The sequence below is a fragment of the Leucogemmata humicola genome (assembly GCF_055379415.1).
Genome location: NZ_AP040875.1, coordinates 299,310 through 314,557, shown reverse-complemented (window position 1 = coordinate 314,557; position 15,248 = coordinate 299,310). Strand labels below are relative to the sequence as shown.

At 62.3% G+C, this 15,248-nt stretch carries 9 protein-coding genes and 1 pseudogene; 9 read left to right on the top strand and 1 reads right to left on the bottom strand.

The features are described 5' to 3' along the window. Nucleotides 1-7: 7 nt before the first annotated feature. The 4 genes from AC6H4Z_RS01335 to AC6H4Z_RS01320 are packed head-to-tail and all read left to right on the top strand — an operon-like array spanning nucleotide 8 to nucleotide 4,627. Complete coding sequence (locus AC6H4Z_RS01335) at nucleotides 8-844, top strand: class I SAM-dependent methyltransferase (protein WP_497544930.1); 837 nt, start codon at nucleotides 8-10, stop codon at nucleotides 842-844. 10 nt (nucleotides 845-854) lie between these two features. Further along, nucleotides 855-2,270, top strand: a complete 1,416-nt coding sequence (locus tag AC6H4Z_RS01330; RefSeq protein WP_497544929.1) for an amidohydrolase family protein — start codon at nucleotides 855-857, stop codon at nucleotides 2,268-2,270. A 16-nt stretch (nucleotides 2,271-2,286) separates the two neighbouring features. Then, nucleotides 2,287-2,802, top strand: a complete 516-nt coding sequence (locus tag AC6H4Z_RS01325) for a TIGR03546 family protein (protein ID WP_497544928.1) — start codon at nucleotides 2,287-2,289, stop codon at nucleotides 2,800-2,802. Then, nucleotides 2,777-4,627: a TIGR03545 family protein gene (locus tag AC6H4Z_RS01320; protein ID WP_497544927.1), complete on the top strand. Its 1,851-nt coding sequence runs from the start codon at nucleotides 2,777-2,779 to the stop codon at nucleotides 4,625-4,627. The genes AC6H4Z_RS01325 and AC6H4Z_RS01320 overlap by 26 nt, the downstream gene beginning before the upstream one ends. A gap of 9 nt (nucleotides 4,628-4,636) precedes the next feature. Here the strand turns inward: AC6H4Z_RS01320 and AC6H4Z_RS01315 are convergent, their stop codons facing one another. Beyond that, nucleotides 4,637-7,837 carry a protein kinase domain-containing protein gene (locus AC6H4Z_RS01315; protein ID WP_497544926.1) on the bottom strand — a complete coding sequence of 1,067 codons (3,201 nt, stop codon included), beginning with the start codon at nucleotides 7,835-7,837 and terminating at the stop codon, nucleotides 4,637-4,639. A gap of 236 nt (nucleotides 7,838-8,073) precedes the next feature. Here AC6H4Z_RS01315 and AC6H4Z_RS01310 point away from each other — a divergent pair, with 236 nt between their 5' ends. The 5 genes and pseudogenes from AC6H4Z_RS01310 (at nucleotide 8,074) to AC6H4Z_RS01290 (ending at nucleotide 15,215) form a co-directional block, all read left to right on the top strand. Then, nucleotides 8,074-8,835 carry a hypothetical protein gene (locus AC6H4Z_RS01310; protein WP_497544925.1) on the top strand — a complete coding sequence of 254 codons (762 nt, stop codon included), beginning with the start codon at nucleotides 8,074-8,076 and terminating at the stop codon, nucleotides 8,833-8,835. Between the two features lie 63 nt (nucleotides 8,836-8,898). Then, on the top strand, nucleotides 8,899-10,878 hold the full coding sequence (locus AC6H4Z_RS01305; protein ID WP_497544924.1) for a sialate O-acetylesterase: 1,980 nt from the start codon (nucleotides 8,899-8,901) through the stop codon (nucleotides 10,876-10,878). A gap of 30 nt (nucleotides 10,879-10,908) precedes the next feature. Further along, nucleotides 10,909-12,360 (top strand): annotated as a pseudogene (locus tag AC6H4Z_RS01300) (glucuronyl esterase domain-containing protein); the annotation flags it as partial. Between the two features lie 123 nt (nucleotides 12,361-12,483). Next, the gene (locus AC6H4Z_RS01295; protein WP_497546998.1) at nucleotides 12,484-13,167 is read left to right on the top strand and encodes a GDSL-type esterase/lipase family protein; all 684 of its coding nucleotides are present in this window, start codon (nucleotides 12,484-12,486) and stop codon (nucleotides 13,165-13,167) included. Continuing rightward, nucleotides 13,164-15,215, top strand: coding sequence for a family 43 glycosylhydrolase (locus tag AC6H4Z_RS01290; protein WP_497544923.1), 2,052 nt, complete (start codon nucleotides 13,164-13,166; stop codon nucleotides 15,213-15,215). Before AC6H4Z_RS01295 ends, AC6H4Z_RS01290 begins: the two co-directional genes overlap by 4 nt. Nucleotides 15,216-15,248: the final 33 nt, after the last annotated feature.

The following is a 15,248-nucleotide window of genomic DNA, read 5'->3' as shown; positions in this document are numbered from 1 at the left end:
GAGTCCGATGACCGATACGACTACCGAGCGTGTGCGACAGGACTGGGAAAGTCAGGCCGGGAAGTGGTATGAGCAACGCGAATCCCTGCTCACGGCGTCGCGCCCAATCCACGATTGGATGGTTGATCACCTTCGGCCAACCGACGGCCAACGCGTCTTGGAGATTGCCGCAGGTCCAGGAGAAACCGGATTCCTGGCCGCGCGACGACTCGGCGGTGGACGGCTGGTGTCCACCGACATTGCCCCAGCCATGGTCGATGCCGCGCGGAAGCGCGGCGCCGAACTCGGTGTCACGAACGTGGAGTATCGCGTCCTCGATGCGCAGGCCATGGACCTCGACGATGCATCGTTCGACGGCGTGCTCTGTCGCTGGGGATTCATGCTCATGCCCGATCCCGCGGCAGCGCTTCGCGAATGCCGGCGTGTTCTCGTTCCGGGTGGACGTCTCGTCTTCGCAGTGTTCACCGAACCGAGCGAAAACCCATTCGCGTCCATTCCCGCTGGCGTCCTCGTTGAAACCGGTCATTTGGCCAAACCGACGGGCGATTGGCAGCCGGGCATTCTCGCGCTAGGCGATCGCGAAAGACTCCAGGCGCTGCTCGACAGCGCGAAGTTCGCATCCACGCACATCGAGCCTGTCGACATGACGTGGATCTTTGACGATACGAATGCCTATTGGACGTTTCTCGTGGAGGTCACGGCGCTCGGACCACTCATCCGGTCCCTCTCGAACGCAGAGCGCGATGCCGTTCGTACGGCAATCGATGATCGGCTCGGGCGGTTCACGCGCGACGGCCGAATCGCGTTACCGTCGCGGTGTTGGGGCGGAATTGCAACTCGCTGAGAGCCACGTGATGCAGCTATTTAGACATCTTCTATTCGTTATCGCACTCGCGACTCCGTGCCTTTCGGCGCAAACGCTGACGATCACCAACGCCACGGTCGTCGACGTCTCGGATGGCAGCCTGCGACGCGGCTCGACCGTAGTAGTCAACGGCAATCGAATCGTGAGCGTCGGACCGGCGTCGGCGCCGCCCAAGTCGGGCGGCCGAGTTGTAGATGCGAAAGGCATGTATGTCATTCCCGGACTCTGGGACATGCACACGCACGCCTACTTCGGCTGGAGCCGCGATTTCGGCGACACATACGTGCTACCGCTTTTCATCGCGAACGGTGTGACTGGCATTCGCGATATGGGCAGCGATCTCGACGCGGTGCTTCGCGCGCGGACAGAAGTCACCGCGCACAAACTGGTCGGTCCGCGCATGGTCGTCTCAGGCCCGATGCTCGACGGCCCCAAGGTGTCGTTTGCGGCATCGATCGCGATCGCAACACCTGACGACGGACGAAAGGCAGTGGCGATGCTCAAGGCGAAGGGTGTCGACTTCATCAAGATTCAGTCCGGCGTGCCGCGAGACGCGTACTTCGCAATCGCCACAGAGGCGAAGAAGCTGGGCATCGAATTCGAGGGGCATGTTCCTGACGCCATCCGCGCATCTGAAGCCGTCGCGGCAGGGCAGCGCACCTTCGAACATCTCATCGGCATCTTCGAAGCGAGTACGCCAGACGAGGATTCTCTGATCAAGCGCCGGTACGGCGCGGGAAAGGAGGCAGCGGCCAACAAAAGCCTCGCCACCTTTCTCACCCGCTACGACTCAACGCGAGAAGCGAATGTCATCCGGTTGTTGGCGAGCAAGAACGTGTGGCAGTGCCCAACGCTCTTTTGGGAACGCGGCCAGTGGCTCGTCGACGTCATCGACTGGAAGAAGGATCCAGACCTCGCATACACGCCACGCACCTGGATCGACAAGAAGTATCCGTCGATGCAGAAGGGAGTGCTCGAGAGCATGGACGCCGACGCGTTAGCTGTACGACGCCGGTTCGTCGATCACGAATTGGACATCGTTCGGAAACTGCACGCGGCAGGCGTGCCCTTTCTCGCTGGTACCGATACGCCCGCGGGTGTCGACGTGACGCCGGGCATCAGCCTGCATCTCGAATTGCAACGCTTCGTCGCCGCGGGGTTCACACCGCTCGAAGCGCTGCAGACGGCGACGATCAACCCAGCTCGTTTCTATGGGAAAACATCGGACTACGGCAGCGTGCAATCAGGACGCGTCGCCGATCTCGTGATTCTGCAGGCAAATCCGCTCGAGAACATCGCGAACACGCGGACCATCGCCGGCGTTGTCGCCGATGGAAAGTATTGGTCGCAATCTGAGATCAATGATCTTCGCGAACAGTTGAAGCGCGTTGCCGCTGCGCGTTGACTAGCTTCATGATCCGATGCTGCTACTCAAATTTCTGCAGTCGCTCGTCAAGACACTGCACTCCGACGGCACGCCAGGGCAGATAGCCGTCGGCTTCGCGCTCGGCGCATCGCTCGGTCTCACGCCGCTGGTGAATGCACACAACCTGATCATCATCGTCGCCCTGGCGCTGCTGAACGTTTCATTTGGCGCCGGTATGGTCGCGATGGCGCTCTTCGCGCCACTTGGCTTCATCCTCGATCCGTTGTTCGATCGTATCGGACATTGGCTGCTCGTCGACGTCGCGTGGCTGCGACCGACCTGGGAACGCCTCGATCAAACGCCCGTGCTCGCGGCGACCAATCTGAACAACACCGTCGTTCTCGGCAGCGTGTTGGTCTGGCTGCTGCTCGTGCTCCCGCTGTTCATCGCGGCGCGCTACGGCGTCATTCACTATCGAGCTACCATCGGCGAACGACTGCGCAAAACGCGCATCTACCACACCATCGTCGCCTCGCAGGCGTACAATGTCTATCGCTGGTTCCAGCCCTAGCGCCGCGGCCCAACCACGCGTTGCGGTTTTTCGCTGGCGCGGAATCTTCGCGCTCGCGTTCGGACTCGCGGTCGTCATCGTCGCGTGGCTGGTGTTCGGTAAACTGTGGATTCGCACCACGCTGCAGGACTCGGCGACGCAGTCCCTCGGAACCGAAGTCGATATCGCTGGCCTGAACATCGGCCTCGCCAATACATCGGTCGAGCTGAGCGGAATCGCGATCGCGGATCCGCGCGATCTCGGACGGAATCTCGTCGAGGCACGCGTCGCTCGCGTCGTGCTGCTACCCGATGCGCTGCTCGAAAAGAAGATCGTCATTCGCGAGCTCACGCTCGACGGCGTGCGAGCCAACACTCGCCGCGCCAAACCGGCGCGCGCCATGAAGGGCGGATTTGCACCGCGCGCCATGCAGGCACTCGCGCAGTGGAAACAGCAGTTCGACGTGCCTATTCTGTCGCTCACGCCGGTGGACACGATCAAGGCGTTGGTCCTCGACCCAACGAAGCTCACCACCGTCAAACGGGCGAACGAGCTCAAAGCCCGCGGGGATTCTCTCCGCGGCGTCCTGACGACGGCCGTTCAGAAGATTCCGTTGCGATCGACCGTCGATTCAGCCCAAGCATTACTTGCGCGATTGAAGGGACAGACACCCCGTACGCTCGGACTCGTAGGCACCCGTAACGCAGTCACGGACCTTCGGCGATTCACGGGTCAGATCGATTCGATCCGGCGACAGGCCGACGCTGTGTATACGACGGCGCGCGTCAGCGTCGATTCGTTGGCAGCGAGCGCGAAAGCGCTTGACGAAGCACGCCGAGCCGACTACGACTTCGCGCGCGGGTTGCTCAAGCTTCCAACAGTCGACGCACCGAATATCGGGCCGGCGCTCTTCGGGCATGTGAGCATCGACGCGTTCGATCAGGCGATGTATTGGGTGTCGCTCGCGCGCGAGTACGCGCCGCCCGGACTTGTTCCGCGCGAAGCGCCCGGGCCGAAGCGCGTGCGCCGCGCCGGCTCGACGATTCATTTCGTGAAGCAAGCCGTCTATCCGCGCTTCCTACTGCAGAACGCCAAGCTCTCCGTCGCCCTCGACGATGCGGCCGGCGCAGCGCGCGGCGACTACAAGCTCGCGGCATCGAACGTCACGACCGAGCCAGCGCTCGTCGGACAGCCCACGCGCTTCGCGTTCGAACGCTCGGCAACGGGCAGTGCGATCGAATCATTCGCCGTAAACGCCAGCGTCGATCATGTGAAAGCGAAGCCGGCGGAACTCATCGAGCTGCGTGCGGATGGAGTGAGCCTCCCAGGCTTTGCACTTCCGTCAACACCACTGCGCGCCGAGTTGGGGCGGGCACGGACGACCATTCGCCTCGAACTGAAGGGTGACGCGATTTCTGGCTCCTGGTCGATGGCTGCCCCGAACGTCGCGTGGGCGATCGACACCACCGGAAAGCGCGCGCTGAATACGATGGAGCAACTCGTCACGCGCGTGATTCAATCGATTCACGATGTGAACGTGAACGCGGACATTTCAGGAACGCTTCAGTCGCCCAAGCTGGCCGTCCGCTCGAATCTGGATCGCGCGGTGGCCGACGGAGTGAAGAGCGTGGTCGGGACCGAAGTCGCGAAAGCCGAAGCGCGAGTTCGCTCGCAGGTCGACTCGGTCACGGCACCTGCACTCGCACTCGTGCAGACTCGTGTCGCGGAGTTACGGTCGGAAGTCGAACAGCGCAACAAAGACGCACAGACGCAGCTCGACGACGCGAAGACTCGGCTAGCGGCTCAAGTCAAAGCACTCGGGACTGGAGTGCTCGGACTGCCGTAGGTCTTGAACCTATCGCTTCGGGCGCTCGACCGGCGTTAGTTGCGCAAGCCGCGCACGCGCCGCGGCGACGCGAGGTTGTAACTCCGCGTCGGAATTCTTCCAGAGCTCGATGAAGTCGCGGTATTGCGCCACAGCGTTCGTGGTGTCGCCCTTTGCGTCGAACATCTTCGCGAGCGCTTCGGTCCGAGCAGCGCCCATCAGTTCATCGGGACCCTGTCTGGCGCGCGATCCCGCAGGTGTGCGTCGATACTCGGCATATGTGGCCAGGGCGGAATCCGCCATGCCCGCCGTCGCGTACAGATTGATCAGCTCTTGCGAGAGACACTCTGCGCACGAGTTAGCAGGTCCATCGGGACGACGGTCAGCTTTGCGGATGAGATCAGCTGCATCCTTCCACCGTCGCTCGCTCACTGCGACGTGAAACTGAACGTGCTGCAAGTCAGGCGTGTTCCAGCGCTTCAACGCAGTATCTCGCACCACGGCATCGTACCGCGCGATCCAGGTCCGTGCGCGATCGGCGCGCCCCGCCTTCGCGTTGATTTCCGCGAAATACAGGTACGGTCGATCGCTCAGCGGCCACTCTTCAATCCGCGCCTTCTCGACGGCGTCGTCGAACGCCTTGAGCTGAGCGTCGAATGGCGCGCCAGCCTCGATCGCCTTATCGAGCACATCGGCAATTCGAAAAACCGCGGGAGCCGGCTGCCCCGCAGCTGAATCGATAGCGTGGGCTTGTCGTGCGAGATCACTGGATTCGCGTAGACGACCACGGAGCGCCGCGAGGTTCGACAGTTCCGTAATGGCAAAGGAGGGCGATCTCGGATCGCCCTTCTTTCTCGCGGAGTCGAGCGCCTTCGCGACATCATCGAATCGGCCCTCGAAATTCAGCAGGCCAATGTTCAACTGGCTAAAGTTTGTCGAACCTGGGAAACGCTTGTCTGCATCGGCAAACACTGACTCGGCGACAGCCACCTTGGCTTGATCGCCGAGCGTCAGGAGCAGATTCGACACCGCACTTTGATTCGACGGCTGGATCGCGATCGCGGCCCGGAAGAGGCTTTCCGCCTTCGCGAATTCGCGGCGTTTCCGGTACTCGCCACCGAGGTTGTTGAGCGCAACGAGACTGTCTCCGCGCGCGAGCATGCGCTCGTACGTCGCAATCGCTTTCGCGCGATCGTACGCCGGACTTCCTGAGTAGTAGTACGCGAGAACCGCATCGCGATCCCGCTCCGTCATGCGATCGCGGAGTTGGAACGCGCGAGTGATCGCCGAGTCGGATGCCGATGGTGCAAATCCGCCGCTGTTTCGGATCGCGACCGCCAGCTTGCGCCAACCTTCAGCAAAGTTTGAATCGAGCGCGACGGACTCGCGGAGCAAGCGAATTGCGCGGATGTAGTCGCGATCTCCGTCGTTCGCTCGCACCGCTTCGCTGTATTTGCGGAGTGCGTCGAGTGAGCTCGTCGACGCGTACGCCAACGCCGGCGTGGCCTGCACGCGTTTGAGTGATTCGCCCGCTTTCGCGCGAAGCTTTCGCGATAGCTCGTCAGCGACGTTGATGATCGCGTTTGAGCTCGATGCAGTCCCGCGGAATGACGCCAGCTCTCGCCCAGAGTCGGCGGTCACGAGGCGCGTCGCGACGATGTAACTCGATCCGACTTGCGTGACGTCGCCATCGACGATGGCCTTCACTCCCTCGCGTAGCGCAATCTGACGCGCCATCGACAGGTTCACGCGCGCGGTGGGCGGTTGCTGCAGCCGTTGAAGTGCGCCGCCAATCTCAGCGGGCGTCACGAGGTTGAACACGCGAGAGTCGCCGAGCCCAGCTCGAATCGCATCGGCAACCACGCGGCCGAGCGCCGTGTCGGCGTTGCTCACCGTGAAGTCGGTGATGATGACGCGGTCGCGCGCCTTGAATTCACCCGATGCGATCAACGATCCGAACGGACCAACACCGAACGCACGCATCGTCATGAACACGGCGACGATCGCAACGAACGCACCGAGCGCATACGCGCCACCACGCGCGGCCTTGTACCAGGTCATCTTCGGCGCGGCCTTCAGCGCCATCGTCGCCATCGTTCCCTGGATTGGCGCCGGCGAACCGCCCGGTGTGTACGTCGGTGTCATCGTCATGGCGCGACGTGCGACGCGTTGGACGTACCCCGTCCACAGCACCACGGGCAGCCCCAGCGCCATAACGATCAACGAACCCGGAAACACCCAATCGGGTAGTCCGATGCCGACGATCGCCGCCTTGGCGAGCACTGCCACCGCTGCGAACGCTCCCGCGTACAACAGCAGCGCCTTTCGGAACATGGCCGGTCCACCGAGCAAAACCGACGGCATCGCGTGCATGCCGCTGCCGCTCGTGATCGTGTCGAGGACTCGCGCAATGTCCGACGCCTGCTGCGGCCGATCCTTCGGATCCTTTGCCAGACAGGCCATCACCAGTTCGACGAGCGCCGGTGGCAGGTCGCTCCTGAATTCGGTGATGGGCTTTGGTGCCTCGCCCATGTGCGCGGCGAGCATTCGCTGCGGCGTGCGGTTCGCAAAAACCGCCTGGCCGCTCAGCAGCTCGTACGCCATGGTGCCGAGCGCGTAGATGTCGGCGCGGTGATCGATGTCGGGGTCGCCGGCCGCCTGTTCAGGCGCCATGTACGCCGGCGTGCCGATGGACGTTCCGATCTGCGTGAGCGTCGCGCTGCTGCTCTGATTGCGTGCGGCGCTGAGGGCCTTGGCGATTCCGAAATCAGTCACCACCGCCGTGCCGCCTGACAGCAGTACGTTGTCAGGCTTGATATCGCGGTGAACGACGCCGCGTTGATGCGCGTACGCCAGCGCCTTCGACACGTCGCGCAGCACGCCGATCGCTTCGGTCACCGTCAGCGGACCACGTCCGAGTCGAGCGCGCAGTGATTCGCCCTCGACGAACGGCATGGTGTAGAACGGCAGACCGTTACTCTCGCCCGCACTCAACACCGGGACGATGTTCGCCTGCTGCAACGCGGCAGCCGTCTGGATTTCGCGCTCGAACCGCTCGACGCTGATGCCCTGCGCCAGCTCGGGCGACAGCACCTTGACGACGACCTTTCGCTTGAGACGGTGCTCCTCGGCGAGGAACACCATCGACATGCCGCCGCCGCCAAGCTCGCGCTCGAGCGTGTACGTGCCACTCAGTGTGGCCTGCAGTTGGTCGCGGATTTCCTGAGTCAAGTCCGGCGGGGCAATGTGGGAGGGCGGACGATGTGTCTCGCTCTAATGTACGGCTCGGATCATTTGCTGGCCAGACGGAGAAAACCGCGCGTGCGCCTCGACAGACGGCGACGACGCGCGATCTCGACGGTTAGAGAATACTCAATGGCGGCCCTCAATCTTGCGCCGTCCTGAAACAGGACGGCGTCAAGCAGATGCCTTGTCAAACCGACGTGCGTCGAGGCACACTAATAGTCATGTTCGCTTCCATGTTCTCACGAATCGCGGGGCCGGTCGTCGTCCTCGCGCTCTCCGTTTCGGCGGTGTCAGCGCAGGACGCCCCCAGGGTCTCGATGTCGCCGGTCGTACACGTCGTGCTGCGAATAGATTCGCTGACGACCGCACAATTCGACGCGCGTGGCTTCGACATGAGCGCATCCCCCTCGACAGCCCCGTCGCAGGCAGGAACGGGGGCAGTAGCCTCGGCGGCCGAAATCCGTCTCGTCAAACGCGCGGGCGCGCACACTGGCGTGCTTTTGAGCCTCAGCGTGAACGGCACGCGCATTCCCGGCGCGGTCATCGACGTGCTCGATTCACTGGGTGCTCCGGCGGTGACCTTTCGGCTGAGCGATGTCGCGGTCGCCTCGGACCATCTGTCGCTGTCGGCGGCGCGGGCCAACCTGGAGCAGCAGCGCATTTCACAGCAGGAGGCACTCTCTTCGCTCACCACCGACTACCAGGAAGCGCAGCGGCAGCTGGCAACGGTGGAGGAGTTGAACAAAACCCGTAGCACGACGCGTGTAGACCTCGCCCGGGCTCGCGACCACGCGTCGGACCTGCAACGGCGTATCGACCTGCTCAAGCAGCGGCAGGCGCTGCTCGTGCGGCAGATCGACGATCAGGGGCCTCTCGACGAGACGATCGTGCTGCGCTTCAGCCGATTTGAGATTGACAGCCGCGACACCGGCGGCCGAGCGGTGATCGACCTCGGAAGCCGGCCGCGGGAGGGTCGTCGCTAGCGAGGACCTGGTCGAGGGCAGCGCCGTATCGCGCAATCGGCGGAATAGTGATAAGATGACAATATGGCAACGCAACGTCGTGGTGCGTTCTGGCTCGTTTCGGGGTTCATCCTCGCGGCGCAGTTTGCGCCTTCAACGCCGATTTCCGTCGCGCAAACGGCTTCCACGAAAGAAGTTGCGGCGCTGCGCCTCCCGCGCATCTTCGCCGACGGAATGGTCCTTCAGCGCGACAAACCAGTACCGATCTGGGGCTGGGCGGAACCAAAAAAGCAGGTCACCGTCGTCTTTCGTGGCCATACCGGCTACTCCGTGGCGGCGGCCGACGGTCGCTGGAATACCAGCCTCCCCGCAACTCAGGCCGGGGGACCCTTCGATCTGAGCGTACGATCGGGCACGAGCCGTATCGACCTCCACGACGTCCTGGTGGGAGACGTGTGGGTGGCCTCTGGCCAGTCGAACATGGAGTTCACGGTTGCCCAGAGCTACAACGCGGCCAAGGAAATCGCGAGCGCGAGCGATTTAAAGATCCGTCAATTCAAGGTACCAACGTCTTGGGCCAATTCGCCCGAAGCCGACCTCGCGGGCGGCTCGTGGTCGTCGGCTGACCCGCAGCACGTCGGCGCGTTCAGCGGTGTCGCGTACTTCTTCGCGCGCGATCTTCGGCGCTCCGTCAACGTTCCGATCGGCATCATCAACACCACGTGGGGTGGCAGCAACATCGAAACGTGGATCGATCGGCGCGCACAGCATATCAGCGATAGCGCGTGGTCTGCAATCCTTCGCGCCGAAGACGACCGCGTGAACGGTGTGCGCAGCGCGCTTCGCATCAAGCTTGGCGGACTTCCCACGATCGACTCAGGACTCGTTGACGGGCACGCGTTGTGGGCCGATCCCGCATTCAGTGATGCCGCATGGTCGGAAATGCCGGTGCCTGCCTACTGGGAGGAGAACGGCTACACGGGCATGGACGGCGTCGCATGGTATCGGCTGGCGTTCCAGCTCACCGAGAAGGAAATCGCCGCGGGCGTCACCGTGTCGCTCGCGGCGATCGACGATGACGACATCACCTGGGTGAATGGTGTCGAAGTGGGCCGGACGAACGGCTACAACGTCGCACGACGATATCCAGTCGCGGCGAGCGCGCTGCATGCTGGACGAAACGTGCTTGCCGTGCGCGTGGCTGACGGCGGCGGCGGCGGTGGAATCAACGGGGCGGCGTCGCTTGTTTTTGGCGACGGTTCGCAACGGTCGCTTGCCGGTTCGTGGAAATTCAAAGTTGGTGTCGTCTCGTTTCAGCCCGACGGCCAGCAGATCAACAAGGTGCCGAGCGTGCTGTATAACAAAATGCTCAACCCGCTGCTGCGCTTTGCGATCAAAGGTGTACTCTGGTACCAGGGCGAGTCGAACGCGAACAACATGCAGCAGGCCTCGGCGTATCGCGCGCAGTTCCAGACGCTGATCGAGAGTTGGCGCCACGCGTGGGGATCGGGGCGCGACGTGTTTCCGTTCCTCTGGGTGCAGCTCCCGAATTTTGGAACGCCCGACTCCGTGCCGCCGATCAATGCGACGTGGGCCGCACAGCGCGAGTCGATGGCCGCTGCACTTTCGCTTCCGAAGACCGGCCAGGCAATCGCGATCGACGTCGGCGAAAGCGAGCTCCATCCGCGAAACAAGCAGGACGTTGGCGCGCGCCTCGCGCGCGTTGCTGAACGCGTGGCATACGGAGAAAGCATCGTTGCATCCGGCCCAACGTATCGGTCGCACGTCGTGCGTGGAGATACCATCGTTGTCACGTTCGACAATGCCAGCGGAATGAATGCCCGATCGACCGACGGAACCGTCGGCGGCTTTTCGATCGCCGGCGCCGATCACCACTTCGTCTGGGCCAGCGCGCGAATCACCGGGAATCAGGTGAAGGTGTGGAGCGATCGCGTGACGAATCCAACCGCGGTGCGCTATGCGTGGGCGAACAATCCTGATCACGCGAATCTCTACAACGGTCAACAGCTGCCGGCCGCGCCGTTCCGAACAGATCGATGGTAGCGATCAGCTCACTCTGATATGAGACGGGGAATGACGAACTACGCTCGAGTACACATCGCGCTTCGAATCGCGACACGCGCTAGTCTGGTGGTCGCTTTTGCGGCCACATCGGCGTTCGCGCAGCAGCAAGCGCAGATCGATACAAAAGCGTGGACGGCACAGGACGATCACAGAAACATGATGGAGCAGCTCGGCATCAAGGCGCTGCGCCCTGGTCCGAGCGGCAACGAAGCCGACGCCAATCATGCGAACTATGATGAAGCAACGGCGAATCCATTCCCGAACCTTCCAGATGTTCTCACGCTGAAGAACGGCAAGAAGGTCACGACGCCGGCGCTCTGGAATCAACGCCGCGCGGAGATCGTCGAAGACTTCGAGCGCGAAGTCTTGGGACGTATTCCGAAGGATGTCCCGAAGGTCACGTGGACGGTGACCGCGACGGATACAGGCATGGTCGGGGGTCGGCGCGTCGTCGGACGTCAGCTTGCCGGACACGTCGACAACTCGGCGTATCCTGCGATCAATGTCGATATTTCGATGACGCTCGTCCTCCCGGCGGAAGCGAAGTCGGCGCCGGTGATGATTCTCTTCGGCTTTCGCCCGCTCGCACAAGCAGTAGGACGTCCTGCTCCGCCGCCGCCCCCGGGCGCATTCGCCTTTCCTCCCCCGGCACCTGGCAGCGACGCTCCGAACACAGAGCAGCTCATCGTCGACGGCTGGGGTTTCGCGTTTGTGAATCCCGGCAGCATTCAGGCCGACAACGGCGCTGGACTGACAAAGGGAATCATCGGTCTCGTCAACAAAGGCCAGCCGAGAAAGCCGGATGATTGGGGTGCGCTGCGCGCGTGGGGTTGGGGCGCTGGACGCGCGCTCGACTATCTCGAAACCGACAAGGCCGTCAATGCCAAGCAAGTCGGCGTCGAAGGTGTGTCGCGATATGGAAAGGCTGCACTCGTGGCGATGGCGTTCGACCAGCGCTTCGCCGTCGTACTGATCGGATCGTCCGGCGAGGGCGGCGCGAAGCTGCACCGTCGCAACTGGGGCGAAGCGGTCGAGAGCCTCACGGGCTCCGGTGAATATCACTGGATGGCCGGCAACTTCCTCAAGTACGGCGCATCGGATGCGACGTTCGGGAGCAAGAACGCCGGCGACATCCCAGTCGACGCGCACGAACTACTCGCGCTCTGTGCGCCACGCCTGACATTCGTCAGCTACGGCGTTCCAGAAAAAGGCGACGCGAAGTGGCTCGACCATCAGGGAAGTTTTATGGCCGCGATCGCCTCGCAGCCGGTCTTCCGCCTACTCGGCGCCAAGGATCTCGGTCGCTCGGACGATTACACGACGGAGAAGATGCCCGGCGTGAACGTTGGACTCCTCGATGGCCAACTCGCGTGGCGGCAGCACGACGGTGGACATACCGATGCGCCCAACTGGAAGTATTTCCTTCCGTGGACGGACCGGTATTTCAAGAAGTCATACACGCCTGCGCCTCCGGTTCCTGCAGCTCCCGCGTCGGCTGGCGCGCCGGCACAAGCTCGGGCAGGCGCTGCTCCGCAAGCAGCTTGGCCCGCCGACAAGCCAGCCCCGCGGACCGACGCCAACTCGATGCTCGCCCACCAGCAGCTCCTCGAGAAGAGGACCAAAGGCAAGATCGACGTTTACTTCGAGGGCAATTCGATCATCCGACGTTGGGGCGCCACCGATTACCCCGACTTTTTAGCGAACTGGAAGTCCAACTTCTGGGGCTGGAACGCCGCCGACTTTGGTTGGGGCGCCGACAAGATCGAGAACATGCTCTGGCGTCTCGAGAACGGCGAGCTCGATGGCGTGAATCCGAAGGTCGTCGTCATCCTTGCTGGCACGAACAACGTCGGCACTCAGCCCGGCGACGACGCGAAAGTGGCAGACATCACTCGCGGCATCAAAGCGATGATCGACATCGTTCAGAAGAAGGCGCCGAATGCGACGATCATTCTCAACGGCATCTTCCCGCGCAATGACAACATCGCGGTCGTTCCGGAGATCAATAGGATCAACGAGAACATCGCCCACTTTGCCGACGGCAAGAAGATTCGGTACATCAACGTCAACGACAAACTCGCTGACAAGAACGGTGTGCTCTACGAAGGCATGACCGTGGACAAGCTGCATCCGACGGTGAAAGGCTATCAGATCTGGGCAGATGCACTGAAGCCCGTGCTTACGAAACTCCTCGGCCCGCCCGCGACGACAGATCAGGCGCCGCCGCCAACCGGTGATCCGAGCGCGAAAAAGCCGGGCGACGTGTGATCGCGCTTGCCATCGGCCTTGCGTTACAGTTGGCGGCGCCGGCCACGCAGACATGGCGCGCGGACAATGGGAACGGGACGTTCTCCAACCCGCTCTTCTACGACGAGTTCTCGGATCCGGATCTGATTCGAGTCGGCAACGACTACTATCTGACCGGCACCACGATGCACGCCATGCCTGGCCTGCCCGTGTTGCACTCGAAAGATCTCGTGAACTGGGAGTTCATGAGCTACGCGCTCGATCGCCTGAACCTTGGTCCGGAGTTCAGGCTCGAGAATGGCCAGAATATCTACGGTCAGGGGATCTGGGCGCCGTCGTTCCGCTATCACGACGGCACGTTCTACATCTTCAGCAACGTCAACAAACATCACACGCAGCTGTTTCGCGCGACCAATCCGCGCGGACCGTGGACGCGGACCGACATGGCACAGTCGTTCCACGACCTCTCGGTGCTCTTTGATGACGACGGCAAGGTCTATGTCATTTGGGGATATCAGGACATTCACCTTGCGCGCCTTCGCGATGATCTGACCGACATCGTGCCTGGCTCCGAGCGGATCATCATTCCGAAGTCCGCTGGCATGGGTGAGGGCAGCCACTTCTACAAGATCGACAATAAGTATTTCATAACAAGCGCTTGGTTCGCCGGCCGGATGCGCATGCCCGCCGCACGCGCCAATTCGCCCGAAGGTCCGTACGAGGTCAATCAGGAAATCAGCGCAGACGAAGACTTCGGCCTCAGTCAGGGCTACGGACTTGCGTCGGACTCCGGTGGACGCTTCGTCATTGGCGCGCCCGACCCCAAGTCGCGCGGACACAGATCGCTGCACCAAGGAGGAATTGTCCAAACTCCAACGGGCGAGTGGTGGGGCTTCTCGATGCTCGACTACAATTCCGTCGGGAGGCTCACAGCGCTCTCTCCGGTGACCTGGGAAAACGGTTGGCCGTACTTCGGACTACCTGGAAACCTCGGGCGCACGCCGCGGATCTGGGTCAAACCCGCTGGCGCTACTTCGCCGGCTTCGGCTCCATATCGTCGAAGCGACACTTTTGCGGATTCGGTTCTGCAGAATGTGTGGCAATGGAATCATGTTCCCGATGACACCAAATGGTCGCTGACCGAGCGACGCGGCGTTCTGCGTCTGCACTCGCTGCCGGCGCCGGATCTCTGGCACGCGCGAAACACGCTTACACAGAGAGCCATTGGTCCGCAGTCGTCGCCGACCACTGAACTCGAAACCGGTGGTATGCGCGACGGCGACGTCGCCGGACTCGCGCTTCTCAATCATCCGTACGCGTGGATTGGCGTGCGTCGCGCCGGCAACGCGACGTTCATCGAACGCTTCGACGAAACGACGCGAGACACCGCACGTGTCGCGATGCATGGCTCTCGTGTCTGGCTGCGCGCGAACTGCGATTTTCTCACCGAGAAGGCGACGTTCAGCTACAGCCTCGACGGACGCCGATTCGCTTCGCTCGGCGGCGAGTTCACGATGGTGTTTCAATTGAAGACGTTTCAAGGAATTCGATATTCCCTGTTCCACTTCAATTCGTTGGGCGTTGCTGGAGGCTTTGCCGACTTCGACGCCATGCGTGTCGATGAGCCGCACCCGCGCGGCCTCACGCGCGCGATACCAATCGGCCGAACCATTACGTTCGCCCCCGTTGGCGGAGCAACTCGACTCGCCAACCAGGACCAGCATCTCACAACGCTCCCCATCGACTCGAATCGCTCCAGCGCAGTTCGGTTTGAGGTCATAGATCGAGGGCTCGGGCGTGTGGCACTACGCTCGTCCGGTCGTTTCATCTCGGTTCAGACAAGCGAAGGTGTGACGCAACTCGCTAATCGCGAGGACAAGCCCGGCGACGCCGAGACGTTTCAGTGGATTGAAACCATCTATGGTGACGTCGCGTTGATGTCACTACGTACTCATCGCTACCTCCGAGTCGACCCGGCCACGAAGTCGATTTCCGCAAATTGGCCGGGACCATCACCGGACCGCGCGGATGGATCCGCTTTCCAATGGCAGTTTGCGCCGGGTCGGTGACGAATCCTGACTCGCCTTCGGCCGAGGTCAGCG

What these genes read in the sequence shown, in the direction of transcription:
- AC6H4Z_RS01295 (WP_497546998.1), top strand. Translation starts at nt 12,484, where the DNA reads ATGCTCGCCCACCAGCAGCTCCTCGAGAAGAGGACCAAAGGCAAGATC.
- AC6H4Z_RS01335 (WP_497544930.1), top strand. Translation starts at nt 8, where the DNA reads ATGACCGATACGACTACCGAGCGTGTGCGACAGGACTGGGAAAGTCAG.
- AC6H4Z_RS01325 (WP_497544928.1), top strand. Translation starts at nt 2,287, where the DNA reads ATGCTGCTACTCAAATTTCTGCAGTCGCTCGTCAAGACACTGCACTCC.
- AC6H4Z_RS01330 (WP_497544929.1), top strand. Translation starts at nt 855, where the DNA reads ATGCAGCTATTTAGACATCTTCTATTCGTTATCGCACTCGCGACTCCG.
- AC6H4Z_RS01320 (WP_497544927.1), top strand. Translation starts at nt 2,777, where the DNA reads ATGTCTATCGCTGGTTCCAGCCCTAGCGCCGCGGCCCAACCACGCGTT.
- AC6H4Z_RS01305 (WP_497544924.1), top strand. Translation starts at nt 8,899, where the DNA reads ATGGCAACGCAACGTCGTGGTGCGTTCTGGCTCGTTTCGGGGTTCATC.
- AC6H4Z_RS01310 (WP_497544925.1), top strand. Translation starts at nt 8,074, where the DNA reads ATGTTCGCTTCCATGTTCTCACGAATCGCGGGGCCGGTCGTCGTCCTC.